The sequence below is a fragment of the Methanothrix thermoacetophila PT genome (genome assembly GCF_000014945.1).
Lineage (GTDB): Archaea > Halobacteriota > Methanosarcinia > Methanotrichales > Methanotrichaceae > Methanothrix_B > Methanothrix_B thermoacetophila.
The window spans coordinates 1,381,031-1,405,191 of the sequence record NC_008553.1 but is presented as its reverse complement, the minus strand read 5'-3'; the positions used below and the strand labels follow the sequence as shown (position 1 = coordinate 1,405,191).

The following is a 24,161-nucleotide window of genomic DNA, read 5'->3' as shown; positions in this document are numbered from 1 at the left end:
TGCTCATTTCTTTTGGTCACTTGGATGTACGTTCCTCAAGAAGCAGAAGACGGTTTATCGCGCTGACAAGCGCCTCCACCGATGCCATGACTATGTCCTCCCGCGCGGATCGAGCTGAGACCTTTCTTCCCTCAGTATCCTCAACCCCTATCACGACCTCCGCAAGGGCATCAGAGCCTCCTGTGATTGCCTCAATCCTGAAGTCCCTCACCCTGATCAGGCTGTCCTGGCCGAGTATCTCCCTCACAGCCTTCACTGCAGCATCCACAGGTCCCACGCCAATGTTTGCGAGAACCTTCTCCTCTCCCCTGAATAGAGCCCTGACAGTGGCTGTGGGTGTGATAGTGTTCCCTGTCATCACAGCCACCTCTTTGAGGACGAGCGCCTGCTCTCCCTTTGCGATCTCGCCCAGGACGACCTCTGCAATGGTCTGGAGATCTGCATCCGTGACCTGCTTGCCCTTGTCGCCGAGCTCCTTTATCCTCCGAAGTATCTCCTGGAGCTGGTCCTCTGTCGGATGATATCCAGCCTCCTCGAGCACCTTCTTCACCGCATGCCTTCCGGTGTGCTTTCCGAGGACTATCCTGCGCCTGTGGCCGACCATCTCAGGAGTCATTATCCCAGGCTCGAATGTGTCGCTTCTCTCTATAACACCATGGCTGTGTATGCCGCTCTCGTGGGAGAACGCGTTATCCCCGACGATCGGCGCGTTAATGGGTATCCGGGTCTCTGTGAGGCGCTCCACAAGCCTCGCAGTCTCAACGAGGTACTGTGTTCTTATCGAGGTTTTCGCTCCGTATATCGAATGGAGGCTCATGACGGTCTCTGCGAGGTTCGCATTGCCGGCCCTCTCTCCCAGGCCGTTGACTGTGACCTGGACCTCCCTGGCACCGGCCTCCACAGCAGCCAAGCTGTTCGCCACCGCAAGCCCGAAGTCGTTGTGACAGTGCACATCCACGAGTATGTTCATGTAGCTGCAGACCTCTTTCACGAGCCGGTGGAACGCGGACGGCGCCATTACACCCACAGTGTCTGGTATGTTTATTATGTCAGCCCCAGCGCCCTCAACAGCCGTGAAGATCTCCCTGAGGAAAGCAGGAGGCGTCCTTGTGGCGTCCATGGCCGAGAAGAGGCACAAAACACCATGGTCTTTCACGTACTCGACCGCCTTTATCGAGTCCGCAACTATCTCCTCCCTGCTCTTCTTTATCGTATGCGCTATCTGTATGTCGGAGGTCGATACGAATACATGGACCATGCCGACATCGGCATCGAGACACCTGTCGATATCGTTTTTGATTATCCTGGAGAGGCCGCAGACCGTGGCTGTAAGCCCCTCATTCGCTATGGCCCGGACAGATTCAAACTCGCCCTTGGACGATACCGGAAAGCCAGCCTCGATGACATTGACCCCGAGCTTGTCGAGCTGCCTGGCGATTATGAGCTTCTCCTCAGGGGTGAGCGATACTCCAGGCGTCTGCTCTCCGTCCCTAAGGGTCGTATCGAATATCTTCACCACTTGGCCGCGAAGGTGCTCAAGATGGTAGAAAGCGATCCCACGCAGAAGTTTCTCCTGACATGCATGCAGGGTTGAATTACGTGGAAGATAAAACTTTGCTTTTCACCAAAGGCCGTAGGGACCCTGAATCCGGCCACGACTGCGACGCTTCTGTACAAGAGAACGTAACCATATTGGTCGTGTGTGCGAATAGCTGAATGAATCGAGAGACTCGGGCGAGCGTCTCACAAGTTTGGATTGACTGAGCGTTGCGGATTTCAGCGATGCTCATCCTGTTCAGGCCGCCTACCCCTTTGTTATGAGGTCGTATTTGACCCGCGCTCTCCGTATGGGCGGTACCTCTCCCCACACCGCCATCTCATCACCCCTTATGATCAAAGCTCCGATCACCTCATCTCTATCAACCACACTGAAGCACTCCTTCAGGCTGGCATCTGGCGTGACAGCATTGCCGAGCGCTGTCGCGCCGGCATCTGCTATCGCCGGATCTCTGGATATCACTGTCGCGACATCTGCACATCCGAAGCTTATTGACGGCCCAATGGTCCCGCTGCTGCTGCACACCCCCAGGATTCCTCCTGTGGGATGGATCTCAAGTGCCAGATTCTTTATCGGAGATGAGCCGGCGTATATCCCAACAAGCAGAGGCTCATCCGAGAAGATCGCTATGTCCCCACCGTTGTCAACGACAGCGTAATCAGCCCCCGCCTCCACCATGGCCTCGACTGCAAATGCTGCAATCGCTCCGGCGACAGCTGCCATAGGTCCGACGTGGAAGAGTGACGATGCATGGCACATCCTTTTTACAATAGGCGGGGCATTATCTACCGGGAGATCGTAGGGCACGAGGGTCAGCTGGAATAGAGGGTCGAAAGCTATGAACTCCTCAAGCTGGGTCCTGCTGTCTATTATCGCGCTCTTTGCGATCTCTATGTGCTCCTGCGATCTGGCCACGATCGTGGCTATCGTCTGATGAAGTCTGAAATACTCACGTATCATCAAAACTCAGTCACGCTTCATCGCTATAGTTTTTGAGGATTATGTGACAGACGCACTCAAACATGGTGGACAAAGTCCATCGTTGATGGGGTTCGGTCAGACGAAACGCGCCCTCTGCAGGAAGTCCTGGAGGTCTGAAGACGTAATCGCTACAAAGACCTGTCCTAATGAGGATTAAGGTGTTTCCGACCTGCAGAATGCGGTAAGGTCCAGATTTCTGGCTCAGCTCTTATCCGGACAGGTCTTGCCACAATCTCGAAAGTTATATTAAGATTGAGGAGCAATGTATCAATTAATTACTGAGGTGATTTGCTTGAACGGGGATGTATATAAATTCATAGAGCTCGTCGGCACATCGACGGTTGGGTGGGAAGATGCAGTAAAGACTGTTGTGGAGACAGCTTCAAAGACTTTGAGAGATTTGAGGGTGGCAGAGGTCACCGAGCTTGATGTGAGGCTGGACAAGGGCAAGATCGTGGAGTACAGGGCAAAGGTGAAGTTATCATTCAAGTACGAGAGGGAGGAGGACTGAGAGCGAAGGGCATGCACAGAGGCATTTCATCGTTCAATGTTTTTATGTAATTTTATGCAATTTATATTTCACATTAACCGAGTATTCCTATAAACCCTTATTTTTACAATGGCGGATTCTCGCTGATATCGCATTTGGCTCACATTTGCCTCAAAACCAGAGGTTTTAGGAATACTCAACCCTTTCCTGTATGCAGCATTTTTTTGCATGCCATCCACGAGGCGTGGGATCGAATTGCCGAGATCCTGCTGGAAATCACGCCTGCTATCCTAGAGGCATGCCAAAAGGATGAAAGCGTTTCAGATTGTGGTTGTTTCAGTATAAACCGGATGGGTTGGGCGTTGCGGATTTCAACGATATACACCCAGCCTCAGGAGTTTGATGATTTGCCTTCGCTGGCGAATCGGTATTCAAGTCATGGCGCCGTTTGGCACGATATGGCCGTTCCAGAACGAAAACTGAACCAACCAGGAGGATTATTGTAACTTCCAGAAACATCGATTGGCCAGTTCTAGAACATCACACGCATGTTCGTTCGCTTACATCTTTTTAAATCGTTCAAAAAAAAGCCTAGGCTGTCAGCTCTGAGCTGTCTGTGATGAGCTGGCATCAAACGGAGGAATTGTATGAAGTACTGTAAGATTGGAATAGCATTGCTGGCGATGTGCGCTCTCATAGCGCCGGCTCTATCAGCACCGGACGCTGGCAATGACAAACAGGCCGAAAACAGGATAGTCGCCGCAGGATGTGGAATGTCAGATGACCAGATAAAAGATGGCTGCCTACCGCCCAGAGCGAAAACAACTGGGCCGGATGCTGAAAAGCCCGCTCTGAAGTCGATGATGGATGGGAGATTGGACAGGCCGGACATGAGGGAGCTTCCAGCAGATGACACCTCTGACAAGCCTGTGGCTGAAAAGCCCGCTCTGAAGTCGATGATGGATGGGAGATTGGACAGGCCGGACATGAGGGAGCTTCCAGCAGATGACACCTCTGACAAGCCTGTGGCTGAAAAGCCCGCTCTGAAGTCGATGATGGATGGGAGATTGGACAGGCCGGACATGAGGGGGCTTCCAGCAGATGACACCTCTGACAAGCCTGTGGCTGAAAAGCCCGCTCCGAAGTCGATGATGGATGGGAAGATCGATAGGATCAATACAGTGCCGGGCAAAGGGAGTGTGTACGTCGTCATAGTCCAGGCCTGAGCAGATACACCCGATCAGAGAGGATCTGATCGGGCATAATATAATTTTGTATAATTTTGGAGTGTGATAATGGATGAAATTCAAATGGATCTCTGTACTGCTAATGGTATGTTTGTGTTTGACAGTGCCAGCCTGGTCGTCTCAGGATCAGGTCACCCTCACAGTTCATGTTCATGAGGGAAGCCTCGATGGCCCTGCTCTTTCCGATGTCCATATAACAGGGGTCGATGGCGATGGAAAGAGCTTTGAGGCTGTGACCGATTCAGGCGGCATAGCCGAAATCAGCGGTGTGCCCGGCACATGGCAGTTCGCCTTCGAGAAGGACGGATATGAGACGCTGTACCTGAAATATGACGCTCTCCAGTCGGAAGAGACGGCCGCGTATCTGGAAAAAGCCGCCATGTCGTCTCAGGATCAGGTCACCCTCACAGTTCATGTTCATGAGGGAAGCCTCGATGGCCCTGCTCTTTCCGATGTCCATATAACAGGGGTCGATGGCGATGGAAAGAGCTTTGAGGCTGTGACCGATTCAGGCGGCATAGCCGAAATCAGCGGTGTGCCCGGCACATGGCAGTTCGCCTTCGAGAAGGACGGATATGAGACGCTGTACCTGAAATATGACGCTCTCCAGTCGGAAGAGACGGCCGCGTATCTGGAAAGCGCGGCCTGATTTCTCTGGATGAACGTGCAAGGGTAGAGACGATATCCCTGACGGGAAACTGTCAGGGCCCTCTAACCCGAAAAGCATAGTGGCCGTAAAGTCTATATAAGGATTTGAAAAAGGGGAACGGAGGTCATCGGTTATGAAGTGGCAGGGAAAGTCGGCTAGAAAGCCCACTGGTGGAAGGTTGGTTCCGGCCAGAGGGAAGAGAAAGTATGAGCTGGGCAGAGAGCCAGCAGAGACGCTTGTCGGTCCAATCAGGGTCAAGAAGATCCGCACACGTGGAGGCAACCAGAAGCTCCGCCTTCTTAAAGCAGACGTTGCCAGCGTCTCGGATCCGGTCACAGGTGCCACAAAGCTTGTGAAGATCGAGACAGTGGTGGACAATCCTGCAAACAGGCATTATGTGAGAAGGAACATAATCACGAGAGGTGCTGTGATCAGGACCGAGATCGGCGAGGCCAGGGTTTTGAGCAGACCCGGGCAGGATGGCGTGGTGAATGCTGTTCTCCTGCCGAAGCACTGATGTGCAGAGGCAGGAAATCCAGATCATCCCCAGCCGTTGCGTTCCATCGGTAGTGCTGGATCCGCAGCCCAAGGTGGCAGATGTGTTTTGGTGGGCCTGAGCTATTTTGTCATCGGCTCGAATAACTGGTATGCTTCAGTAATCAGTGTGCAGTTGCATAATGCCAAGGTCGCGTGCATCTTGAGCTCAATGATACACACATGAGACATAATTTTGGAGAGCTCCGTATGGATCACTAAATATGGGTGGGATATAACTAGGTGGGATAAAACTGCTACGCTGTGCAGATCTGAAATGTGACCTGCGCTCCTGAAGATAGAAACTTGCGCCCTTTTGCTTTCTATCAGATAGATATTTATCCCATGGGGGTAGATTTTTTAGGGGGTCCCGATGCGGAAACATTTATTGATATGTATATTTTTCATGATATCGCTGCTGGTTCATGGAGCAACATCGCTCAGAATGTACTCAGATGAAACCATAACAATTGATTCTCCTGTGGATGACGATATCTTCGCGGCAGGCAGCGTGGTGAACATAAACGCACCTGTCGACAGCGCAGTTGTTGCTGGAGGCGTTGTCACCGTGAATGCGCCGATAGCCGGCGATCTCATTCTGGCCGGCGGTCAGGTTGTCCTTCGATCTGACATCGGCGGAAAGCTGGTCGCCGCTGGAAGCAGAATCAACATCTCCTCAAAGATTCAGCGAAACGCTGTGCTGATGGGCGAGGATATCAGTATGCTTCCCGGCACAACCGTTGGGAGAGATGCCCTCATCGGGGCGAAGCGATTCAGCAACCAGGGAAGCATCAACGGCACACTCACCGTTGCGGCAGAGCAGTTTGAGAACAACGGAACTGCCGGACGTGTGGAGTTCCAGAGGATCGAGAGCAGACACGAGGATACGGCATTCATGAGCTTCTTCCACCTGCTCAGCATCATCGGCTATCTTCTCCTCGGTCTGATAGGACTCAGGGTAGCACCATGGCTCTTTAGGTCATCTGAGGACAAGATGCTCAGAGATCCGGCGATCGAGACGCTGGTGGGATTCCTGGCGATAATCGTGTCCCTCATTCTCGCGATGATTCTAGCCATAACGATTGTGGGCATTCCAGTATCGGTGATGCTCCTGCTGCTCCTCGGAGTGGGCATCATGCTCTCATGCCTTCTCGTATCGTTCACGCTGGGGAGGAAGGTTATGGCTATATTCAGAAGCGGAACAGGTAGCGCTGTCTCATTCACAGTTGGGTACGTTATACTCAACATTCTGTTCCTGCTGCCGTATATCGGCTGGATCTTTATGTTGATCGCGGTGTGCATGGGCGTTGGTGCGCTGCTGTATGTGATGAAGGATGGAGCATCAACAACACAGGCCGCCACGGCATAAACTCTGCTCTTGAGGATGGAAGGTTCACGTCTCCGGAAGGGCCCTTCCACCTTCCGATCCCCGTACAAACATGTGTACCGAAGATGATCTCTCAGATGGATTTACAGCGGTAATGCAGATATTTTTCAGGCCTGGTGGAAATTCTTATATATCGAGAAATATCGATACGTATGCGAATGCCTGGACTTACTGATAAATCTGTGAAGAAGCTCGCGAGGCTGATCGGCGATGAAGAGCGGGCGATGCATAAGATCCAGAGACTTCGCTCTCTGGTAGACGTCATAGAGAGTGATGTGCAAGATGAGGTGAAGATCTTCAAAGCTCTATCGGATCCGTGCAGGCTTGCCATTCTGAAGCTCCTCCAGAATGGAGAGTTCTGCGTCTGCGAGATAATGACCGCGCTGGATCGACCGCAATCGACGACATCCCATCACCTATCCATACTGAAGGATGCAGGACTAATAAAAGAGCGGAAGGTGGGCAAGTGGTCAAACTACCGCCTGGCGGACGGTGCGGTGATTGAGATCATGAACCAGGCGCGCTTACTGTCAAAATTACAGAAATGATCGGATGATAGCAATGACGATACAGACTGCGACAATTCTCATGGTATCTGCGATGCTGCTGTCGCTGCCAGCAGCGCTCGCGGGCTGCGCGTGCTCTGCCGGAGGCACTTGGGATCCATACGCATTCCTCAACTACAACCCCGCCCAGAGCGTCAGCCCCAGCGCTGAGGGCAAGAGCACTGCCATGCAGGACGATTACAGATCAGATGATTTCCCGAACGGTGATCTTCTCAGGCCGATGCCGTCGGTCTCCAGCTCGGATACGGTCCTGGCAATCACAGAGAACTTGAATGACGGCATTTACGTTAAGGGTGCTATGAGGCTTAGCCGGGGGTCGCTGGTGAACCAGAACGGTACCCTGAAGAGCCCTGAGGAGATCGCGAGCGCTCTTGGAAGCATTGGCGTTACCAATTCAGATAGAATTGTTGTCTATGGTGATGATCTCGAAGATGCAGCTCTGGGTTTCTTCGCACTGAAGTATGTTGGACACAGGGATGTGAGCCTCCTGGATGGAGATGTTGAGAGATGGCAATCAATGGGTCTTCCCGTGCAGAACGTGCCATCTGTCAGAGACGAGAGCGCTTACATACCGAACAAACAGAACCTTGTTGCAACATACGATTATGTCATGAGCGGCGAGGTCCAGATTGTGGATGCCCGACCGTTCAGAGACTTCGGCCTGTCCAGGATACCAGGGGCAGTTCACATCGATTCTGAGAGGGCCAGAGACGGAGACAGGATCGCGGATAACGAGACTCTCATGGAATTGTTCGCACCTCTTCAGATAGACAGGCCTGTTGTTGTGTATTCCGAAAATCCGGGTCACGCATCAATTGTATGGTTTGCTCTCCAGCTGATGGGCTACAATGCCATGATCTACCCCTGGAGCGACTGGATCTCGCACAGCCCCACAGTAGCACAGAACGCACCTGGTGCTCTCGGTCGCAGCTCCAGTTCTGTGACAGATTCTGAGTCCACGGAGAGCAGGTACAGAAAGCTGGGAAGGTGATGTAATGGCTGCAAAGCTGCCACTGCTGTCAAGGTTCCTCACACTCTGGATATTCCTGGCGATGGTTGTGGGCATCGCGATAGGGAACTTCGCGCCACAGATCACTGATGCCATTCTCAGCCTATCGGTCGGGACGACATCGATACCGATAGCGATAGGCCTCATACTCATGATGTATCCTCCTCTTGCGAAGGTGAGGTATGAGGAGCTGGGAGAGGTATTCAATGACAGAAAGGTATTGGCACTCTCGCTGATACAGAACTGGGTGATCGGGCCGGTGCTGATGTTTGCGCTGGCTGTGATATTCCTCCGAGACTACCCGCATCTCATGTACGGTGTGATTCTGATAGGTCTGGCCCGATGCATAGCAATGGTAATCGTCTGGAACGAGCTCGCCTGCGGATCCACCGAGTACTGCGCAGCTCTTGTCGGACTGAACTCTGTTTTCCAGGTGCTGTTATACTCAGTATACGCTTACATCTTCATCACGGTACTCCCGGCATATCTTGGCGTGGCTGAGGGCACCGTGGTCGATGTCACAATAACACAGATCGCAGAGAGCGTCTTCATATACCTCGGGATACCTTTTCTCGCCGGCATAATCACCAGGTTCACGCTGATCCGGGCGAGGGGAAGGGAATGGTACGATGGTCGTTTCATACCCAGGATAAGCCCGATAACGCTGATCGCTCTTCTCTTCACAATCATAGTGATGTTCTCGCTCAAGGGCGATTACATAGTGCAGCTGCCGATGGATGTGTTGAGGGTCGCTGTGCCTCTTGCGATATACTTCCTGCTGATGTTCTTCGTGAGCTTCTACATGGCATTCAATCTGGGAGTGAGCTATGAGAACACAGCCGCAGTCGCTTTCACCGCTGCCAGCAACAACTTCGAGCTCGCCATAGCGGTTGCCGTTGCTGTATTCGGTATAGCGTCCCAGGAGGCATTTGCAGCTGTAATAGGCCCTCTGATCGAGGTGCCGGTGCTGATATCCCTGGTCAACGTGGCGCTCCGTCTCAGGGATCGTTACTATCCTGGAGCCCCGGAAAGGGTGTTTTGCGAGAGTTAGGTGAGATTATGGCAGGACATGCTGAGGTAAAGCTCGTGAGCAACGCCATGGCGAACACAACCAGGCGGAAGATAATGAACCTGCTTCTTGAGATGGATCTTTCGAAGGAGGACATAGGCAAAGCAGTGGGCCAGAGCATGCTGGACTACCACCTTCAGATACTCCAGCAGGCAGGTCTCATTAAGATAGAGAACAACGTGGCGAGCCTCACGGATTTCGGGAGGAACTTCCTGGAGTCGAAGGGTGAGAAGAGCGAGAGGATCGAGATCAGGGACGCAAGGCCAGTTGAGGTGGTCGAGGTCAAGCAGCTCCTTCCATGCATCGCGGATACAACGAAGTTCAGGATAATCGCGCGCATGGATCCCCCGCTGGGAGGTGCGCTGAAGGCGCTGGAGCCGCTCTTTCCCAGAGGCAGATACTCTGAGAGGATTGGAGCGCTGATCATACAGAAGGGCACCGTGCTCATAACGCTCTATGGCACAGGAAACGTGACGATGACGATGATCAGAGACGAGGCGCATGCGAGGGAGATTCTTGAGGAGTTGAAGAGGACGATAAACGATGCCATAGAGAAGGGAGTCACCCCTGCGCCCAAGGAGAAGGTCCGGGTGGATCCAATGGAGGTCTACAGGTATCTTCCGGGCACGAACTGCAGGGAGTGTGGCGAGCAGAGCTGCTACTCATTTGCCATCAGGCTGGTCAGCGGGGAGGTGGGTCTGGAGAAATGCAAGCCACTCCAGGAGGATAAGTACGCGACGAGGCTTGAGCACCTGAGATCGCTTCTCGCGTATCTCTGAGCTAGCCGTATCCAAAAAAGATCTCCTTTGGCGATTTCGTATGAAGACTCTGACGATAGTGCTCACAGATGGGCCTTACATCAATCAGAACGCTGAGATCGCATACAGGATAGCGAGAGCAGCTCTTGAGAGGTACAGGGTTAACATCTTTCTCTATCTCGATGCTGTTCACATACCGAAGAGGGGGCAGAGACCGGTGCAGTTCAGGAATATCGGTGGCCTCTTTCATGAGCTCGCGTCTCTGGGCGCCATCATAAGAGCATGCCCCAGATGCGCATCCTCGCGCGGATATGCATCTGAGAACGGGGTGTGCCCGGAGTACATCGATGGGGTGCTCATAACGAGTCTGTACGATCTGGAGCGCATGATCAGGGAGAGCGATAAGGTGATATCGCTCTCGGGGTGATGACATGGGTCCGGTTGTATTTCTTGTGGATTCGCCTCCATACAGCTACGAGAGGGCTTTTGGAGCGCTGAACGCAGCTGCTGTTTGTCTTCCCATAGGATCTGCGGTCGCGCTTTATGCAGACGGCGTCTACCTTGCGCTTGCAGATCAGCGCGGCCACCTGGCAGGTCTCCTGTATGCATACCCGGAGATCGATGTATTCGCGCATGAGCCATCGATGGCCGAGCGAGGGCTCCTGTCATGCGATCTCTTGGATCGGGTCGAGATGCTAGACGATCTCGAGTTCGTGGAGCGCATCAAAAGCTTCAGAGCGATGGTGGTGATGTAATCTGCCCGCACCCCGAATGTCTCATCTGGTGATTCTATGAGCTCCGTATTCATACTGACAAAGCCGCCCGGGAACCCCAGGGCAGAGCTGTGCCTCAGGATGCTCAGCCGGAACTTCAGGCTCTACCTTCTTGGAGATGGCGTTTACAACATACTCTCAGGGTGTCTTGGTGGAGCAGAGGGGGAGATCTTTGCGTTCACGCAGGATCTGAGAGAGAGGGGTGTCTCAGCCGCGGGCATAAAGGAGCTTGACGATTACAGCGTGATGGTGGATGATATCATGGACGCTGGGAGCGTCTTCGCATTTTGATTGCTATATTCCGGCCATCCTGCGCGGGATCAAATCAATTGTCGGCCTTTGCTGGTGATTCGGCGGATCTGCATTGGTGAAAGAGGCAAAGTCGGTCGTCTCTGGTTGTGGCTACCTCAGCTTGCCCCTCCGAAGAATCGACCAGGTGGGCCTTGATTGTTTATAGATACCAGCAGTATTGGCGATACCCTCTTGGTCCAGAGGCTAACTGCAGATCGGACAGCAAATATCGCCGCACATACATGGGAGGCCGGGATCGCATCTATTTATGGCAGCATCATCAATTATCAGAGCAACATCCTCGAACTCCTCAGGGAGAGCGGGATCAGCTCTTGCTGTCAGATCGTTTGCCCATCCTGATTTAAACTCAAAATCCGAGGTAAGTTTTGCAGCGTACATAAGAGTCTGGTTCGCCGCATCGTAAATCGGAGCAGTCAACTCGAGAACGACAACGTCCACCGTTTCATTTGCGCCTTGGATCATCACGGCTGCATTGGGTGGATTTTGAGGATCGAAGTCGAATCCGGTAAGGAAATCTTCCATCTTCACAAATTTCGCAAGTCTTGCAGGCCTGTCTGAGAATACCACAGTGTATGGGATCACCCCTGTGAGGCTCAGTGTATAGTTTCCAGAACCATCACTCACAAAGCTGCCACCAGTCGCCTGCTGAAGGAATATATACGTATAAGATTCATTAGTCGCATTTTCGTTCGCGGTTGCAGCACATGTCAGACATATGATGGTAGAGATCACGACAACAAGCAGTTTCATGATTTTCCCCCTAACCTAAGCCGAAATACCGGTCATTTTTTAGTTTACAACTAACAATATTTATATATACTTTTTCCTATTTACTCAGACGTGTTTAGTCCCGAAAGTTTTGATCTTGAAGTCGTCTCAAAATTCCCAGGCGTTTGATTTATGTGGATTGTATCTCCGCGCAGGATCGATGCAGATCCACATCGTTGCTTAAATAGTTTCGAGACGAATTCCTTATCTCGTTCGAGGATGGGTCGTGTACTTGATTCATTGAAATCTGGAGCGCTTGAGCCATCTAGATTCATGGGATATCCCGCCCATGGCTCTCGATCGTAGCTAATTATTCAGTGATACGGTCCACGACCCGGGGATGCCGATTTTGGTGGTATCATTTAGCGTTTGAGCACACGAGTGGCCACACCTTTACGGTTTTGGCTAAGAATAAAGCGAGCTTCTGCCGGGTTAGCTTCATATTCCGGCTATGATGCTGGATGAGATGCGAAATAATTTCTGGCCACCACACTCATATGAGAGCGAATCGTGTACCTTAATCATTAAAATCTGCAGCGATCGCCGCCATCCAGATTATCGGATATGGCGTATGCGTCGATTCCAGCAGATCCATTCAGTGATTCAAGCACACGACCTAAGAGCGGAAAAGATTATCACCAATGCTGATGCAGGTTCGTCCTGATGAGGATGGAGCTGGATGTTAACGAGGTAAAGGCCCTGTTCGAGAGATGCTCTCACCAGGACGATGTTCTTGAGGGGCTTTACAGAATGGTCCTCCCTGAGTGGGAGCGAATAGAGTACGTTGTTGAGGGGAGGCCGCATATAGGCGAGGTTGGCTGGAACACGATATTCTCTCTCTTCCAGGCGTTCGACGAGAGGCATCACGGAGAGTTCGTGTTTCCGGGCTACATGTGGCTGAGCCTCGGGTTCCAGAAGGACGAGTGCCTCCGGCCATGGGAGGTTGATACATCCGAGGTCAATTATGTCCTCAAGAGATGAGCACTGCCAGAGCCTCGGGCGGGATTCGAACCCGCGGCCTCGTCCTTACCAAGGACGCGCAATGACCGAGCTTTGCTACCGAGGCGCTAACCGCTCGATTACCTCTGCGCTTTAGTAGTTTTCGGTCAGGCGCAGAGGTGCTTCGCCATTTGAGATATCCGACTCTTGCCAATCCACTCCCTGCCATTCCTGCCATATCATCCAATACCGGCGTGTTGGAAGACCATAACACCTACCAGAGCGGATCTCGCAACGGCTCCGATAATCTGTGGAGATGATTCAAAGAAAAAGAGATGTCTCCCGGGCTTCAGGCCGGGGTTGAGGTATTGAGTGGTACCATCTCGGTCACAGTTTCAGTCACGTTTGTGGCGACGGCGGTCTCATTGGCCGGCGGAACGACCACAGGCATCCTTGTGACGGGGAAGTCTATGGTCTTGTTGGAGTCGAGCGTGACATTCACCGGAGCAACCGGATTGTACTCAGGCGGGACGATCAGGCTCAGGACGTAATCACCTGCGCTCAGGTCCGCAAAGGCGTATGTTCCATCTTCTGCGGTTGTGGTTGTTACACCGCTCAGATCCAGCGTCCAGCCTGCGAGGCCTGTCTCGTTCTCGTCCTTAACAGCGTTCTCATTCGCATCCTCATACACGACTCCAGAGATCGTATAGGTCACCGGCACCTCTGGAGTTACATTCTGCTCGGCTGTGACATTTGGTTCAGCAGCGGGAGCAGGTGCCTCCTCTGTTGTTGCGACCACCGCAGGTGTCTCTCCGAGCGTGAACGTGTACTGATAGGGCTTTCCTGTCGCGATCGAGAATTCCTTTGGCTTTTGAGAATTGAACGAGAACCGTGCCTCCTTCTTCACAACGACTTGCTCATTCGTGAGATTGTGAGCAGGGGATCCTGTGGATATGGAGAACGATGGTCTGGGCTCCGCCTTGTTCGAGAACGGGTATGGGCTGGTATCATCCTTTACTGTGTATCCCATGGCAGAGGTCATGGCGAATGCCGCCACCGCCAGAACCACAGAGATGACCAAAATGCTCTTCTTCAATTTATCCTCCTCCTATCTGATGTGTCGATTATCCGCTTTTGCGTGACAGTTACCAAACATTCTCCCTTTCGAGAAGAACTCGGCTCTACACTCGTTATTCTTCGTATATATAGACTTTCATCGTAAAATACGATGCTTCTGGGCCTCTGTGAGATGGGATCCGTCGCATGAAGCGTCGCTTCCGAAACCCTCTCTGCAGGAGCCGAAGCGGATTCCGTGCAGATGACATGCATCCCTCACGCGCGAGAGTATGGCATGCCTGATCTCATGCGGAAGGTAGCGGTAGCCGCCGATACGCTCGCCATGAACAAAGTACATCGGCCTCAGGCTCTGCATGACCTCAGGAAATGCAAGAGACATGCGGCGCCAGCTATCCTGCCTGGCCTTGTAGGTGGATGATATGACATAAGATGCGCCTGCATCTGCGACGCTCTCCACAAGTGCATCGATCTCAGAGTCGTTCATCCCCGGTATTATCGGATCTATCCTTGCAGCTACCGGTATGCCCTCATCAGTGAGCTTTCTGATGGCTTTCAATCTCATAATGCTTGAAGGGGCTCCGGGTTCGAGCCTGTCATCCAGACGAAGTGATGTGATTGTAATGGAGACCGCAGCTCTCATATCTGAGAGAAGATCCACATCCCTGAGCACGATATCTGATTTTGTAACAACCTGCAGCCTCAGACCCTTTCTCTTTATAAGCGATATGCAAGATCTCGTGATTCCAAGCTCCTTCTCCACAGGAGGATATGGATCGGAGCTGTTGGAGAGCGATATCAGCTCATCCCCACGCAGCCTAGCAATCTCGGAGCTTAGACGGTCGATCCCGCCCTTCGGCCTGCAATCGCTGAAGTGTCTTATGTACGAGGATGCGTAGCAGTACAGACAACCATGCGCGCATCCTGTGTAGGGGTTGAGGCTGAGCTTCTCCGGACATGTGCAGAGGCTGCCCCGCCATGGATCGAATGGCCTGAGGATCATCATGTAATCAGGAGGATCCACATTATTTCTTCGTATCGATTCTCATCGTGGAGACATCCCCTGATCTCTGATCGTATATCCTAACGGCGTGATTGTTGGTATCCGCTATGAATAACGAATCCCCCAGAAAGGTGAGGCCGGAGGGCTCATTAAACGCAGCCTGAGCACCAGGACCATCTGCGAAACCGGGACTCCCAGTTCCGGCGGTGGTGTGAATGGATCCGCTCGAGAGGTCAGCTTTCTTGATCCTGTGGTTGTAGGTATCCGCGACATAAATGGATCCCTCTTTGTAAAAAAGCCCCAGTGGATGCTGAAGCCTGGCCCTCCCAAAATCACCATCGATGTCCCCAAAGTAAAAGAGATCCCTTCCGATGAGCGTTCTCACATCGCCATCTATTACCCTGAGTGATGAAGATTCGCTGTCGACGAAGTATATCCTATTCCCATCGGTCGTCAGCCCGGACGGCTGGGCCAGGCGAGCCTGCTCCAGAGGTCCATCAGCGAGCCCCTCGATACCTGATCCTGCATAAGGCTCTACCATCCCCTCAAGATCCATCCTCCATATCTGATGTGATCCTGCCATCGCAATGTAGAGATGATCTTGAACGAAAACGAGATCCCACGGGGAGCTCAGTGATACTTCAGCGCCTCTGCCCCCAAGGCCAGGATGCCGTGACTTTCCCGTTCCTGCCATCCTCACAAGAGTTCTTCTTCTCAGATCCGCCGCCCTGACCATGTGGTTGCCTGTATCTGCGATGTAAACAACATCCCCGACGATAGCGATCCCCTGGGGTCTGAAGAGCCGTGCCTCGCTGAAATCTCCATCACTGTATCCCCTCTCTCCGGAGCCGATAACGTCCATCAGATCACCGTCAGGAGAGACGATCAGTATTCTGTTATTGTTCGAATCCGCGATGAAGATATTGTCTCCACCAGAGATCACCTTTCCGGGGAAGGAGAGTGCTCCGGAAACGCCCTTATGTGTCGCTCTGGGCGCCGGCTTTCCATGATGGAGGCTTCCGCGCTTCTCGTACTCCGGAATGAGCTGCTCCATTATTGGCATAAGGATCGAGAATATCCCCTCTCCAGAGGTCCTCCCGAGGATCTCCCCGTCCGGCGCTATGAGGACGAAAGACGGCCAGGCCCTTATACCGTATGCGCGCCACAGGGTTCGATCGCTATCCACGATGACTGGATGCTCGATTCCATATCGCATTATCGCCTTCTCGATGTTCTCCACTCTCATCTCGTTCTCGAACTTGGCGGTGTGAACCCCTATCACCACAAGCTCAGGATATCTCTCCTCAAGCATTTTTAGGTCGGTAACGACATGCATGCAGTTTATGCAGCAGTATGTCCAGAAGTCAATGAGGACAAACCTGCCGCGGAGGTCTCTCAGTGTGTACCTGCGGTCGGTGTTGAGCCATACCAGATCCTCTGGGAACTCAGGGGCTATCATGGGGTTTGCTCTGGATTGTGTGCAGATCACTCTTGTGGTCGCAGGAGGATTCATCGCAGTCTTACAAATCTGCATCATTTGAATTGAGTGATTCCCGCTGAGCTGAAATGCACTGGATGCGCTGAGATGCTTGTGAGAGCATCACATTCTGGTATTTGGCTGGATGGGAATGAGATACAGGGCATTGCATTCGTGGGATGTAAGACCGGACGAAGCAGTTGAGATACAGAAGATGCTGGCCGGAAGTGTGAGGTTTCAGAGGGTGGATCGCGTGGAAACTGTGGCAGGAGCAGATGTCTCTTTCTCGGGATCGAGGGCACATGCTGCTGCTGTTCTGCTCGATTACCATGATATGCGCCTCCTCGACGTATCCTTCGCGGAGATGGATGTGGTTTATCCCTACATTCCGGGGCTGCTCACGTTTCGCGAGGGTCCTGTCATCCTCAGGGCTCTTGAGGGGATCGATGAGGCGGATGTCCTGCTCTTCGATGGTCAGGGTATCGCGCATCCGCGCAGATTTGGGGAGGCGAGCCATCTCGGGTTGCTCCTCGACCGCCCCTCCATAGGCTGTGCGAAGTCCAGGCTTTGGGGGGAGTTCCGCGAACCTGATGGGGAAAGAGGATCTTTCTCCCTGCTGGTTGATCGCGGGGAGGTTGTGGGCGCCGCTCTCCGCACCAGGACGAACGTCAGGCCGGTGTTCGTATCACCAGGCCACATGTCAGATCTGAGTTCCGCGATCGAGATAGCGCTGAACTGCGCGAGAGGATATCGAGTGCCGGAACCCTTGAGATTGGCGCATATCCTGTCACTGAAAAGGGCAAGAATGACGCGGTAATAAAGAATAAAAATATGTGGAATGAATGGTTGGCGCTGCTCTGGGCCTCAGCTTTTCAGCGTATCTGGATTTGGTGTGCCCAAACCAGAGGTGAAAAGGCTGCCTGTGATGTATGCTGCGCCTCCGCAGATCAGCCCCACGAAGACGGGATGGACGAGAGCGTTCCCGTAGAAGTTCCAGATGACGATGGAGATGAACGATGCGAGAAGGCTTGCCACAAAGCCCACCGAATTACCCCTCCGCCAGTATAGCCCGAACACAAGCGGCACGAAGACGCAGCATGCGATCACACCCATGCTTATCGAGACAAGGGGCACGATCTGTGACGGAACGCGTATCGCCGAGACCGCTGCTGTAGCGAGTATGACCACTCCGACCAGTCGCGTCAGGCGGAGGACTGTGGCGTCGGAGATGCCTGGTCTCATGTAGTGCAGTATGTCTGATGTCAGAGAGGTTGTGGTAACAAGAACTATGGCGCTGATCGTTGACATCGCCGCAGATATTGCAGCAAGGAGGACAAGCGCATCAAACCCGGGCGGCAGGTAGGTTCTTGCGAGGAACGGCACCAGGCTGTCCGGATTTTTTATGAATGAGCTGATCTGCTCTCCGCTGAGAACACCATATGCGAGAATGCCGAGCGAGAATATGCAGATGGAGTAAACCGCTATGGATACAGGCCCATAGATGCCTGCGAAGCGCACCACCCTTCTGTCCCTGGCGGAGAATATCATTATCAGGAGATCCGGAAGAGCGAGAAGCCCGAGGCTTATGGAGAATGCCATGCCGAGGGTCTTCTGCCAGGGTATATCGATGCCGCTCATCGAGGTCGCATATGCTGGAATTCTGGACCAGATCTCCAGAGCCCCAGATGTAGAGAGCATGCTACTGTAAAGCAGCACCGCACCGCCGAGCATTAGCACTCCCTGAAGGAAGCCTATCCATATTATGGCAGGGAGACCTCCGATGGCGTAATAAATTGCTACGATGATAACTGTGAAGATCAAACCCTGCACGTACGTGACCCCGATCAGCCCCTGAAGGAGCGTAGCGCACCCTTTGAAGATGGGCACCAGATACACTGTGTAAAGAACGAGCATTATGGCGGCAAGTATGACCTTCCCCAAAGGCGATCCGTATCGCCTCTCGAGGAGCTGTGGAACAGTCTTCGCGTCGTACTCCTTTGCCGCCGCCCATATCCTTCCAGCCATTAACCAAGCGAGGCATGCGAATGCGACATGGAAGAATGCGCAGAAGACCACCCATGGCATCCCAGCGGTGAGACCATACCCGCCTCCACCGAGGAAGGATGCTGCGCTGAAGTACGCTGCGGTGTATGCAATTCCAATGATCGCAGGCGTGGCGATGTTTCTGTCGGAGAGGGCAAAGCCGGAGAACGTTCCCTGCCGGAACCTCCAGGAGAGCAGGAGGATTACTGTCACGTAAACCAGCAGAAGTATTTGGTTAATCATGGTATCGCCTCGTGAGCAGAATGATTGTCACCGAGAGCATTATCGCGATCGAGATCAGAAGCGCCAGATATGGAATGGGAACGATCATAATGCACCACCCTGATATCTGCATTCGACATGGACTTGCAAGAGTGTTTGTATCATGCTTTCCTCCATATATCAAGTACTTCAATGCATATTTTTGTGCTTTGATGCACTTTCCTGTTAAAAACACTTTCCCCCGATGGCCCCCCTGTCTGAATAACGATTAAGTTTCTCCGGCATCCAAACGCTACAAGCTACAGGTTTCTGAATTCAGCTCTTATTCGGACAGGTCCCCGATGGATCGTTAACTCATAAAACTGAGATCTCATGCGCCCGAGCATTGTGTGATATGCGCCAGATTCTCCCTTTACAGTGCTCGGTGATTGAGGCCATCCACCACATGGCTACAGGTCGAACTGCCTGATGGCCAGTGAGAAATGCCCAATGGCAGCACTTCACCATCTCGTATGCTGTTGACATATCTATATGCACGCAAACCCATGGTTCAAGAGCAGGCGTTTGAACAGCATGGATGGGAAGTTTGGTTCCTCGCTGACCATGCTAAACATTTGCGGTTCAAGAGCAGGCGCTTGAACAGCATGGATGGGAAGAGCATGCACCGCATCGAAATCCTTTACAACCATCCTCAAAAAGGTTATATAATGTGGTTTTAGGTTCTATGATGAACATATTGTTTCTTTAATTCATATGGAGGACAACCGATTGAGATCCAAGATACTGCTCGATGAGGAGGAGATCCCGAAGAGATGGTATAATGTGGCGGCAGATATGCCCAGACCTCTTGACCCGCCGCTGAACCCTGCGACTCATGAGCCGCTGAAGCCCGAGGACCTCGAGCCGATATTTCCGAGATCCCTTATAAAGCAGGAGATGAGCACAGAGAGATGGATAGACATTCCCGAGGAGGTGAGGGACGTCTACAGACTCTGGCGCCCGACACCTCTGTACAGGGCTGTCAGGCTTGAGAAGGCCCTCAAAACACCTGCCAGGATCTACTACAAGTACGAGGGAGTGAGCCCTGCGGGAAGCCACAAACCGAACACTGCTGTGCCCCAGGCTTACTACAACATGAAGGAGGGCATAGAGAGGATAGCCACAGAGACAGGGGCAGGACAGTGGGGCTCGGCGCTCGCGCTTGCCACATGCATCTTCGGCCTGAAATGCACGATCTACATGGTCCGCTCTAGCTACGACCAGAAGCCATACCGCAGGAGCATGATGCGGGTCTGGGGTGCGGAGTGCTTCCCGAGCCCGAGCAACAGGACGAACGCTGGCAGGCGAATCCTGGAACAGTTCCCGGACACGCCTGGCAGCCTTGGAATAGCGATATCAGAGGCTGTTGAGGATGCGGCCACGCATGATGATACGAACTACGCCCTCGGATCCGTTCTGAACCACGTGCTCCTTCACCAGACCGTCGAGGGTCTTGAGGTCAAGAAGCAGTTCGAGCTCGTGGACGATTACCCGGATGTGATATACGGCTGCTGTGGCGGGGGGAGCAACTTCCCGGGAGTGTGCTTCCCGTTCATCCCTGACAAGCTCAATGACAAGAAGGAGCTCAGGCTTGTGGCGTGTGAGCCGACGGCGTGCCCCAGCCTCACCAAGGGTCTGTACACGTACGACTTCGGAGATACTGCGCGCCTGACGCCGCTGCTCAAGATGTACACGCTCGGCCATGACTTCGTGCCGCCCGGGATACATGCAGGCGGGCTGAGGTACCACGGGGATGCGCCCCTGCTCTGCAGCCTGGTGAACGCTGGAATCATCGAGGCCCAGGCTTTCCACCAGCGAGAGGTCTTCGATGCCGCGACGACCTTCGCGCGCGCAGAGGGCATCGTCCCGGCGCCGGAGTCAGCGCATGCAATCAAGCCCGCGATCGACGAGGCGATCCAATGCAGGAAGACGGGAGAGACGAAGACGCTGCTCATAAACCTGAGCGGCCATGGGCACTTCGATCTATCTGCGTACGATGCGTACAACGATGGGATCCTCGAGGATTATGAGTATCCAGAGGAGCTGGTGAGGCAATCGCTTGCCAGGCTGCCGAAGGTGTAAGCTCGGGTTTCTGATAAATCCGATAGCAGGAATGGGAGGAGCGGTCGGGCTCAAGGGCACCGATGGCGTCGCTGCTCTCGCAGAGCGCCTCGGAGCCGCTCCTGTATCCAAAGATAGAGCGGAGAGGGCTTTTAGGAGACTCCTGGAGCTGTCCAGGGGAGATATTCCCGCGCAGCTGCTCACCGCGGGCGGGCCGATGGGCGAGGGCCTACTCCAGGAGCTGGACGTGGAGCACTATGTTGTGCATACTCCTCGGGAAAAAACAACAGCTGAGGACACAAAAAGGACGTGTTCCGTATTTGCATCTGAGAATGTGGATCTGATACTCTTCTGCGGAGGAGATGGCACCGCGAGGGATGTCGCATCCGTCTCCGGGGATATGCCGATCCTAGGCATACCTTCTGGCGTGAAGATGCATTCTGGCGTGTTTGCTGTGAGCCCTGAGGCTGCTGCAGATCTCGCCTTTGGATACATCAAAGGCGAGCTCAGGACGAGGGAGACGGAGATAGCGGATGTGGATGAGGAGCACTACAGGAAAGGAGAGCTTGTGGTGCGCCTGTATGGCACGGCCAGGACGCCCTACCTGCCAGCGCTGGTCCAGCAGAGGAAGCAGGTCTACGCCAGCTCCGATGAGGAGCACTTCAAGCTAGAGATCGCGCAGTTTGCCAGGGAGTTCATGAGCGATGGTTCCTATTACATCCTGGGAGCTGGAACCACGACCGCGAAGATAGCAGAGCTGATCGGATGCGAGAAGACTCTTCTGGGTGTTGATGTCATCCGGAACGGGAGGACTGTATTAAAAGACGCATCTGAGAGCGATCTCCTGGAGCTACTCGGTGAGATTGATGGGGGCGTCAGGATTATAGTCAGCCCGATAGGTGCTCAGGGGTTCATACTTGGGAGAGGAAGCCAGCAGATAAGCCCAAGGGTTCTGAGGATCGTGGGACCCGAGAAGCTGATACTGATAGCGACGCCCCACAAGCTCAGGGATCTGAAGTATCTTCTGGTCGATACCGGAGACGTGGAGATCGACCGCGCGCTTGCGGGAAGGCGGCAGGTGGTGACCGGATACCGCATGGCTCAGCTCAAGGAGGTGAGGGCTGCAAGCGATGTGTTCAAGGCGTGATGTGCAGAGCGAGAGAGTCCTGGACCAATGTGGTGGCAGCGGATTTGCCCTGGCGCTCGGCCTCTAATGGCGTAAAACACTGCCGCTATTGTGGATGGAAGACTATCCCCTCCTGGGGTTCAGGCGAAAGGGTATGGATCTGCTGATCCTCTCGCCATACCTCCCGCGAAGCTCGACATTTATGGTGTAATCCCCGGGCTTCCAGAGACCTGTCTCCCAGAACGTGGTGTATATGCTGTTGAGATCGAAGTCGACCATGGGTATCTCCGCCACCTTCTCAGCTCCACTTATCGTGGATGTCACCTCCTCTACCTCGCCTGCGACAAGCGCCTCGATGACGACGAGATCCCCCACATTTGCCTCATTCGAGCTCAGGTCGACGCTCTTCAGCTCGGGCCCGGCCACCATCTCAGGATCTTCTCTCAGGTATGTCAGAGCTCTACTGATGTTCATCGCCCCCCAGCCGAACGTGTTGTCAGCGCCTGTATCACCTAAATCATCTGCAGATCTGAGAAGCACCCTCTTGACATCAGCCGGGCTCAGGTTCCCGAAGCCCTCCAGGAGCAGAGCGACTGCTCCGGCAACCTGTGGAACGGCCATGGATGTCCCGCTCATGCAGCTCTCATCATCCTTCGTCCCTGCAAGCGCTGATGGAACATCGACTCCAATGGTCACTATGTCCGGCTTGATCCTCCCATCGGAGGTGGGCCCACGCGAGGATCTCTCGAAGATTTTCCCTCTTGAATCTATCGCGCCGACGGTTATCACCTCCTCTGCCTCTCCAGGAATGACAATGGAGGATGGCGATGGTCCTGAGTTGCCTGCCGCCACAACAACAACGATACCATCCTCGACCATCTTGTTGCAGGCTTCATCGAGGAGCGTTGGCCTCTCGGAGCTCCTCTCCCCCCCAACGCTGAAGGATATCACCCTGATACCGTATGTATCCTTGTTCTTGGCGCACCAGTCGAGCGCGGATAGAGCATCTGATAGATAGCATGATCCATCCCTGTCCATGACCTTAAGCACAGCAAGCCTCGATCCGGGCGCCACACCCATGCCCTTTGTGCCTGATATGAGGCTTGCGCAGTGCGTTCCATGGCCGTTGTCATCATACGGTTTCTCCAGGCCGTTCACCATATCAACGAATGCGACGATCTTGGGGTCATATGTGGCTGGATCATCATCAAGATCATCTAGAGAGTCGTGCTCCGCATCCACGCCTGTATCTATGAGCGCGACCGTCACGCCATTGCCTGTAAGTCCTGTCGTTGCTCTCCTCGGGTTCTCAGGAGATCCGGGCAAGCCTGATCCTGCCTGCTCCGTGCCACATGATCCGCCCAGGACCCTGAGCTTCTGATCCCTGTAGATCCCCCTTACGCCCTTCAGCCTGGCCAGCTCTGGGATCTTGTTCCCCGGGACGAGCATGGCGCTTCCCTTGAGGATATCCAAGGTGTGCAGCTTTTCGCCCGCAGTATCTGTCACGTTGTCATCATGAAGCACTATCACTCTTGTCTCCTCAGGGCCGAGTGATTCCAGTGAATCCTCGATCCTGTTCGCGTTGAGGTCCTGCGGATCGAGAACCCTAAGCGATCTGCATGGGGTTACGGCTGCGTTGCCCGCCCTGTCCACGGCAACTATACTTATATTATAATCACCGGGGGGCAGGTTCGAGCCGCAGTAGCCGATGTACCTTCCATCCCCATCCAGATCGAACATGAGCACCTGTTTTCTGCCGACCTCTGCGTATACAGAGGATATGCCGGATCCATCACAAACGTTCGCGCTTATCTCCGCCCTTGGATCTCCGCGCTTGATCTGGTACGGGAAGATCCTGGGATTAGTTATGACAGGCGGTGTGGTGTCGCTTTGATCCCTTTCGATGAGGGCCCTGAACTCCTTCTGGAACCATCTCGTCGCCCTGTCAGAGATGAGGAGATCATCGGCGAAGACGATGGAGAATAGAAGAGCAGCCGCTAGGGCTGCCGAGAAAATGTATATCGCCTTTCTTCTTATGAGCCTTTTATCTGGATTGCCCACCCCACTACCTCTTGA

24 protein-coding genes and 1 tRNA gene are annotated in these 24,161 nt (G+C 53.5%); 16 read left to right on the top strand and 9 right to left on the bottom strand.

The features are described from left to right. Positions 1-16: 16 nt before the first annotated feature. On the bottom strand, positions 17-1,519 hold the full coding sequence (locus tag MTHE_RS06770) for a 2-isopropylmalate synthase (protein WP_011696468.1): 1,503 nt from the start codon (positions 1,517-1,519) through the stop codon (positions 17-19). Positions 1,520-1,804: 285 nt separating this feature from the next. Then, positions 1,805-2,518, bottom strand: coding sequence for a UPF0280 family protein (locus MTHE_RS06765; RefSeq protein WP_011696467.1), 714 nt, complete (start codon positions 2,516-2,518; stop codon positions 1,805-1,807). A 313-nt stretch (positions 2,519-2,831) separates the two neighbouring features. Here MTHE_RS06765 and MTHE_RS06760 point away from each other — a divergent pair, with 313 nt between their 5' ends. The 12 genes from MTHE_RS06760 (at position 2,832) to MTHE_RS06705 (ending at position 11,312) form a co-directional block, all read left to right on the top strand. Further along, positions 2,832-3,050, top strand: a complete 219-nt coding sequence (locus MTHE_RS06760; RefSeq protein WP_175265892.1) for a dodecin family protein — start codon at positions 2,832-2,834, stop codon at positions 3,048-3,050. 626 nt (positions 3,051-3,676) lie between these two features. After that, the gene (locus tag MTHE_RS06755) at positions 3,677-4,255 is read left to right on the top strand and encodes a hypothetical protein (protein ID WP_011696465.1); all 579 of its coding nucleotides are present in this window, start codon (positions 3,677-3,679) and stop codon (positions 4,253-4,255) included. 124 nt (positions 4,256-4,379) lie between these two features. Continuing rightward, positions 4,380-4,925, top strand: coding sequence for a hypothetical protein (locus MTHE_RS06750; RefSeq protein WP_232840928.1), 546 nt, complete (start codon positions 4,380-4,382; stop codon positions 4,923-4,925). Positions 4,926-5,058: 133 nt separating this feature from the next. Further along, complete coding sequence (locus tag MTHE_RS06745; protein WP_011696463.1) at positions 5,059-5,442, top strand: 30S ribosomal protein S8e; 384 nt, start codon at positions 5,059-5,061, stop codon at positions 5,440-5,442. Between the two features lie 423 nt (positions 5,443-5,865). Next, positions 5,866-6,828, top strand: a complete 963-nt coding sequence (locus tag MTHE_RS06740; RefSeq protein ID WP_175265891.1) for a hypothetical protein — start codon at positions 5,866-5,868, stop codon at positions 6,826-6,828. A 176-nt stretch (positions 6,829-7,004) separates the two neighbouring features. Next, positions 7,005-7,394: an ArsR/SmtB family transcription factor gene (locus tag MTHE_RS06735; RefSeq protein ID WP_175265890.1), complete on the top strand. Its 390-nt coding sequence runs from the start codon at positions 7,005-7,007 to the stop codon at positions 7,392-7,394. Positions 7,395-7,398: 4 nt separating this feature from the next. Further along, positions 7,399-8,403, top strand: coding sequence for a sulfurtransferase (locus MTHE_RS06730; RefSeq protein WP_011696460.1), 1,005 nt, complete (start codon positions 7,399-7,401; stop codon positions 8,401-8,403). 4 nt (positions 8,404-8,407) lie between these two features. Continuing rightward, a complete protein-coding gene (arsB, locus tag MTHE_RS06725; protein WP_011696459.1) occupies positions 8,408-9,472 on the top strand; it encodes an ACR3 family arsenite efflux transporter in 1,065 nt (354 codons plus the stop codon). Between the two features lie 8 nt (positions 9,473-9,480). Further along, complete coding sequence (locus tag MTHE_RS06720) at positions 9,481-10,269, top strand: (Fe-S)-binding protein (RefSeq protein ID WP_011696458.1); 789 nt, start codon at positions 9,481-9,483, stop codon at positions 10,267-10,269. Positions 10,270-10,309: 40 nt separating this feature from the next. After that, a complete protein-coding gene (locus MTHE_RS06715; protein ID WP_011696457.1) occupies positions 10,310-10,675 on the top strand; it encodes a DsrE/DsrF/TusD sulfur relay family protein in 366 nt (121 codons plus the stop codon). Positions 10,676-10,679: 4 nt separating this feature from the next. Further along, positions 10,680-11,003 (top strand): DsrE family protein, encoded by a 324-nt coding sequence (locus MTHE_RS06710; RefSeq protein ID WP_011696456.1) that lies wholly within the window; start codon positions 10,680-10,682, stop codon positions 11,001-11,003. Between the two features lie 36 nt (positions 11,004-11,039). After that, positions 11,040-11,312 carry a DsrH/TusB family sulfur metabolism protein gene (locus tag MTHE_RS06705; protein ID WP_011696455.1) on the top strand — a complete coding sequence of 91 codons (273 nt, stop codon included), beginning with the start codon at positions 11,040-11,042 and terminating at the stop codon, positions 11,310-11,312. A 204-nt stretch (positions 11,313-11,516) separates the two neighbouring features. Here MTHE_RS06705 and MTHE_RS06700 read toward each other — a convergent pair whose 3' ends face one another. Then, positions 11,517-12,083, bottom strand: a complete 567-nt coding sequence (locus tag MTHE_RS06700; RefSeq protein ID WP_011696454.1) for a hypothetical protein — start codon at positions 12,081-12,083, stop codon at positions 11,517-11,519. Positions 12,084-12,764: 681 nt separating this feature from the next. On the opposite strand from MTHE_RS06700, the gene MTHE_RS06695 reads away from it, so the two are divergent. Then, positions 12,765-13,082: a hypothetical protein gene (locus MTHE_RS06695; protein WP_011696453.1), complete on the top strand. Its 318-nt coding sequence runs from the start codon at positions 12,765-12,767 to the stop codon at positions 13,080-13,082. 10 nt (positions 13,083-13,092) lie between these two features. Here the strand turns inward: MTHE_RS06695 and MTHE_RS06690 are convergent. The 4 genes from MTHE_RS06690 to MTHE_RS06675 all read right to left on the bottom strand — a co-directional run bounded on the left by MTHE_RS06690 (position 13,093) and on the right by MTHE_RS06675 (position 16,630). Beyond that, positions 13,093-13,167 (bottom strand) — tRNA-Thr (locus MTHE_RS06690). Between the two features lie 222 nt (positions 13,168-13,389). Next, entirely contained in the window at positions 13,390-14,136 is a 747-nt protein-coding gene (locus MTHE_RS06685; protein WP_011696452.1) for an SdrD B-like domain-containing protein, read from the bottom strand. Positions 14,137-14,253: 117 nt separating this feature from the next. Next, a complete protein-coding gene (locus MTHE_RS06680) occupies positions 14,254-15,138 on the bottom strand; it encodes an SPL family radical SAM protein (protein ID WP_011696451.1) in 885 nt (294 codons plus the stop codon). Between the two features lies 1 nt (position 15,139). Next, positions 15,140-16,630 (bottom strand): thioredoxin-like domain-containing protein, encoded by a 1,491-nt coding sequence (locus MTHE_RS06675; RefSeq protein ID WP_175265889.1) that lies wholly within the window; start codon positions 16,628-16,630, stop codon positions 15,140-15,142. 115 nt (positions 16,631-16,745) lie between these two features. On the opposite strand from MTHE_RS06675, the gene MTHE_RS06670 reads away from it, so the two are divergent. Continuing rightward, complete coding sequence (locus MTHE_RS06670) at positions 16,746-17,411, top strand: endonuclease V (RefSeq protein WP_217417050.1); 666 nt, start codon at positions 16,746-16,748, stop codon at positions 17,409-17,411. Positions 17,412-17,458: 47 nt separating this feature from the next. Here MTHE_RS06670 and MTHE_RS06665 read toward each other — a convergent pair whose 3' ends face one another. Then, positions 17,459-18,880 (bottom strand): sodium:solute symporter family protein, encoded by a 1,422-nt coding sequence (locus tag MTHE_RS06665; RefSeq protein ID WP_011696448.1) that lies wholly within the window; start codon positions 18,878-18,880, stop codon positions 17,459-17,461. Between the two features lie 747 nt (positions 18,881-19,627). On the opposite strand from MTHE_RS06665, the gene MTHE_RS06660 reads away from it, so the two are divergent. Continuing rightward, positions 19,628-20,980, top strand: coding sequence for a TrpB-like pyridoxal phosphate-dependent enzyme (locus MTHE_RS06660; protein ID WP_011696447.1), 1,353 nt, complete (start codon positions 19,628-19,630; stop codon positions 20,978-20,980). Beyond that, on the top strand, positions 20,958-22,106 hold the full coding sequence (locus MTHE_RS06655) for an ATP-NAD kinase family protein (RefSeq protein WP_011696446.1): 1,149 nt from the start codon (positions 20,958-20,960) through the stop codon (positions 22,104-22,106). The genes MTHE_RS06660 and MTHE_RS06655 overlap by 23 nt, the downstream gene beginning before the upstream one ends. A 102-nt stretch (positions 22,107-22,208) precedes the next feature. Here the strand turns inward: MTHE_RS06655 and MTHE_RS06650 are convergent, their stop codons facing one another. After that, positions 22,209-24,146: a S8 family peptidase gene (locus tag MTHE_RS06650; RefSeq protein WP_232840838.1), complete on the bottom strand. Its 1,938-nt coding sequence runs from the start codon at positions 24,144-24,146 to the stop codon at positions 22,209-22,211. Positions 24,147-24,161 lie beyond the last annotated feature (15 nt).

Excerpts from the sequence above, each read along its gene's own strand:
- MTHE_RS06765 (WP_011696467.1), bottom strand. The coding sequence starts at position 2,518 with ATGATACGTGAGTATTTCAGACTTCATCAGACGATAGCCACGATCGTG.
- MTHE_RS06755 (WP_011696465.1), top strand. The coding sequence starts at position 3,677 with ATGAAGTACTGTAAGATTGGAATAGCATTGCTGGCGATGTGCGCTCTC.
- MTHE_RS06745 (WP_011696463.1), top strand. The coding sequence starts at position 5,059 with ATGAAGTGGCAGGGAAAGTCGGCTAGAAAGCCCACTGGTGGAAGGTTG.
- MTHE_RS06740 (WP_175265891.1), top strand. The coding sequence starts at position 5,866 with ATGATATCGCTGCTGGTTCATGGAGCAACATCGCTCAGAATGTACTCA.
- MTHE_RS06735 (WP_175265890.1), top strand. The coding sequence starts at position 7,005 with ATGCCTGGACTTACTGATAAATCTGTGAAGAAGCTCGCGAGGCTGATC.
- MTHE_RS06730 (WP_011696460.1), top strand. The coding sequence starts at position 7,399 with ATGATAGCAATGACGATACAGACTGCGACAATTCTCATGGTATCTGCG.
- arsB (WP_011696459.1), top strand. The coding sequence starts at position 8,408 with ATGGCTGCAAAGCTGCCACTGCTGTCAAGGTTCCTCACACTCTGGATA.
- MTHE_RS06720 (WP_011696458.1), top strand. The coding sequence starts at position 9,481 with ATGGCAGGACATGCTGAGGTAAAGCTCGTGAGCAACGCCATGGCGAAC.
- MTHE_RS06715 (WP_011696457.1), top strand. The coding sequence starts at position 10,310 with ATGAAGACTCTGACGATAGTGCTCACAGATGGGCCTTACATCAATCAG.
- MTHE_RS06710 (WP_011696456.1), top strand. The coding sequence starts at position 10,680 with ATGGGTCCGGTTGTATTTCTTGTGGATTCGCCTCCATACAGCTACGAG.
- MTHE_RS06705 (WP_011696455.1), top strand. The coding sequence starts at position 11,040 with ATGAGCTCCGTATTCATACTGACAAAGCCGCCCGGGAACCCCAGGGCA.
- MTHE_RS06700 (WP_011696454.1), bottom strand. The coding sequence starts at position 12,083 with ATGAAACTGCTTGTTGTCGTGATCTCTACCATCATATGTCTGACATGT.
- MTHE_RS06695 (WP_011696453.1), top strand. The coding sequence starts at position 12,765 with ATGAGGATGGAGCTGGATGTTAACGAGGTAAAGGCCCTGTTCGAGAGA.
- MTHE_RS06675 (WP_175265889.1), bottom strand. The coding sequence starts at position 16,630 with ATGAATCCTCCTGCGACCACAAGAGTGATCTGCACACAATCCAGAGCA.
- MTHE_RS06670 (WP_217417050.1), top strand. The coding sequence starts at position 16,746 with ATGAGATACAGGGCATTGCATTCGTGGGATGTAAGACCGGACGAAGCA.
- MTHE_RS06665 (WP_011696448.1), bottom strand. The coding sequence starts at position 18,880 with ATGATTAACCAAATACTTCTGCTGGTTTACGTGACAGTAATCCTCCTG.